The 3,501-nt window shown below is 36.5% G+C and carries 3 protein-coding genes; all 3 read left to right on the top strand.

Features of this window, described 5'->3' with window-relative positions; all coding sequences use genetic code 11:
- On the top strand, window positions 1-1,692 hold a 1,692-nt coding region (locus VFS71_RS04025), incomplete at its 5' end, for a penicillin acylase family protein (RefSeq protein WP_326399522.1).
- Window positions 1,693-1,798: 106 nt separating this feature from the next.
- A complete protein-coding gene (locus VFS71_RS04020) occupies window positions 1,799-2,572 on the top strand; it encodes a dienelactone hydrolase family protein (protein WP_326399521.1) in 774 nt (257 codons plus the stop codon).
- Window positions 2,573-2,596: 24 nt separating this feature from the next.
- Window positions 2,597-3,501, top strand: a 905-nt coding sequence (locus tag VFS71_RS04015) for a M28 family peptidase (protein ID WP_326399519.1), incomplete at its 3' end; no start/stop codon positions are given.

The raw sequence follows: 3,501 nt of genomic DNA, 5'->3' as shown, positions 1-3,501 counted from the left end.
ACCGCCGACTTAACTGATGCCGAACTGAAATCCTTTTACGGAAGTGACGACAAATTCACTTACACAGAAAAAGTAAAAGACATGCAAACGGGTTCGAATGGTTTTGCAATTGCGCCTTCAAAAACAGCCAATGGAAATGCTATTTTATATATCAATCCACACACCACATTTTACTTTAGACCCGAGATACAGATAAACAGCGAAGAGGGCTTGAATGCTTATGGAGCGGTAACTTGGGGACAATTTTTCATTTATCAGGGATTTAATGAAAACTGCGGCTGGATGCACACTTCTTCCAATGTTGATGTGGCCGACATGTACGCCGAAAAAATAGTTACCAAAAACAAAAAACTATTTTACGAATACGACCATAAATTATTCCCTGTTATCGAAAAAAACATTACAATCAGTTATTTAGAAAACGGCAAATTAATTCCAAAAACATTCAAAACTTATTTTACAAATAACGGCCCTGTTATGGCTAAAAGGGATGGTAAATGGATCAGTCTAAAATCCAATAACCGTTCTATGAAAAGTTTGGAACAAAGTTGGTTGCGAATAAAATCCAAAAACTTTGATGACTATAAAAAAGTAATGGAATTGAAAGCAAATACTTCCAACAACACAGTATATGCTGATAATAAAGGAAATATTGCTTATTGGCACGGTAATTTCATTCCTATACGGGATAAAAATTTAAACTGGGCAAAAGTTGTAGACGGAACTATTTCGGCAACGCAATGGAAAGGCTTACACAATCCCTCCGAAACGGTTCATCTTTTCAATCCACAAAATGGTTGGCTGCAAAACTGCAATTCGACTCCTTATAGTGTTGCTGGCATCAACAGTCCGAAAAAAGAGAATTATTTGCCGTACATGGCTCCCGATGGGGAGAACTTTAGAGCAATAAATGCTGTTCGCCTTTTGAGCAAAGGAGATAATTACACATTAGACAAAGTGATTGCTGAAGGGTATGACACAAAACTTTCCATATTTGAAATATTAATTCCTGCCTTGATTTCTAGTTTTGAAAAAAACATACAACCCGAAAATCCTCTTTATAATGAATTAATAAACCCCATTACGGTATTAAAAAAATGGGATTACTACGCCAATGAAAGTTCTGTAGCCACAACTTTGGCAAATGAATGGGGATATAAATTGGATCCAATTATTCAAAAATCATATATCGATCATGGCGAAATGGATCAAGTTGAAAATACAATTCAATTTGCAAAAACCGCAACTGCAGAGCAGCTTATCCCTCAATTGCAAAGTGTAGTAACCGAGCTAAAAGCAAAATTTGGAACTTGGCAAATCCCATGGGGAGAACTCAACAGGTTTCAACGCTTCTCCGGTGATATCAATCTGACCTATAATGATGCATTCGAAAGTTTACCAATAGGAAATACAACTGCTCTCTGGGGTTGCTTACCTGCTTATAAAAGCAGCTATCAAATTGGAACTAAAAAAAGATATGGCTATAGTGGTAACAGTTTTGTTTGTGCTGTTGAATTTGGACCAAAAATAAAAGCCAAATCACTTTTGGCAGGAGGAAATAGCGGTGATCTAAAATCGAAACACTTTATGGATCAAGCCGTAATGTATCAAAAAGGACAATTCAAAAACGTCTTGTTTTACAAAGAAGACATTGAAAAAAATGCTGAACACACTTACCATCCCGGTGAATAATTCATAAAAAAATACAGTTTTTAAATCAAAGCAAAACCTTGAAAGAAGTAACTTTCAAGGTTTTTTTATAACATTTTTATTCAGATATTTGTAAAAAAAATTAGCCATGAAAAATTTAAACTTTATAATTTTAGGAATGGTGTTATTTGGTGTTCAGGTATTTGCACAATTAAAACCAGTACAATACAAAGATGGTAGCCAAATTCTCAATGGTTTTAAAATTGCACCTATAAAGAGCAGTTCTCAAAAACCGGGTATCTTAATCTTGCCGGCTTGGAAAGGCATTGACAAACTCTCCAAAGACACTGCCGATAAACTTTCGAAAATGGGATATTATGCCTTTATAGCCGATATTTATGGCGAAGGAAATTACCCGAAAGACAATAATGAAGCAGGAAATAAAGCTGGTTTTTACAAAAAAAACTTTGAAGCTTATCAAAAACGAATTTCTTTAGCTTTGCAACAATTAATTGCAGCAGGAGCCAATCCAGAAAACATTGTAGTTATTGGATATTGCTTTGGTGGAACTGGGGCACTTGAAGCAGCTCGCGGTCATCTGAATGTAAAAGGAGTTGTGTCTTTTCATGGAGGCTTAGGTAAAGATGATTTAAGATCCACAGAACCTATTGCTGCAAAAGTTTTAGTATGCCATGGAGCAGATGATCCGTATGTATCTCCTGAAGAAGTTTTAGCTTTTCAAAAAGAAATGAAAGACTCGAAAGCCGATTGGCAAATGATTTATTATGCCAATGCTGTCCACTCCTTTACCAATCCAGAATCTGGAACTGATAATTCAAAAGGTGCCGCCTACAATGAAAAAGCTGCAAAACGATCTTTCGAACATTTCAAATTATTCTTAAACGAAGTATTAAAAAAATAATAACTTAATTATTCCAATCTCTAAATGAAAAAAGCCCTAGCCCTCTTGTTGTTTATCACAACTATTTCAAGTTTTGCTCAAAAAAAAGTGAGCAACAACGATGACCCAACCAAGTTCATGAACACCATAACTGCCGATAAGCTAAAAACCAGACTCTATATCGTCGCTTCTGATGAAATGGAAGGTCGTGACACAGGATCCAAGGGGCAAAAAAAAGCTGGAAACTATCTTATCAGCCAATACAAAAAAAGCAAAATATCCTACCCAAAAGGAGCAACGAGTTATTACCAACAAATACCAGCTGCGTACTTGAATGCCAAACGCAATGAAAACTTGCCAGATTCAGAGAACATCTGGGCATACATTGAAGGTTCTGAAAAACCAGACGAGGTTTTGGTTATTTCTGCGCATTATGACCACGTTGGTGTGAAAAATGGTGAAGTATATAATGGTGCCGATGACGATGGTTCAGGTACTGTTGCCGTACTTCAAATTGCCGAAGCTTTTCAAAAAGCAAAAAAAGAAGGGCACGGGCCAAAACGTTCCATATTGTTTCTTCATGTAACTGGCGAAGAACACGGTTTACACGGATCGCGTTTCTACTCCGAAAATCCATTGTTTCCTATAGCTAATACTGTAGCTGATATCAATATTGACATGATAGGCCGTCGCGATGTAGAACATGCCAATACCAACAATTATGTTTATGTAATTGGTGCCGATAGATTATCAAGCGATTTGCACAATATCACAGTTGCACAAAACGACAAATACACGCATTTAGACTTGGATTTCAAATTCAATGACCCAAAAGACCCTAATCATTTCTACGAGCGTTCTGATCACTATAATTTTGCAAAATTTGGTATTCCAGCAGTATTCCTTTTCAATGGAGTACATGCCGATTACCACGGAAAAGGAGATGAGCC

The organism is Flavobacterium sp. (assembly GCF_035760125.1).
Taxonomy (GTDB): Bacteria; Bacteroidota; Bacteroidia; order Flavobacteriales; family Flavobacteriaceae; genus Flavobacterium.
This window is presented reverse-complemented; position numbering and strand designations above follow the sequence as displayed.

What these genes read in the sequence shown, in the direction of transcription:
- VFS71_RS04020 (WP_326399521.1), top strand. Translation starts at nt 1,799, where the DNA reads ATGAAAAATTTAAACTTTATAATTTTAGGAATGGTGTTATTTGGTGTT.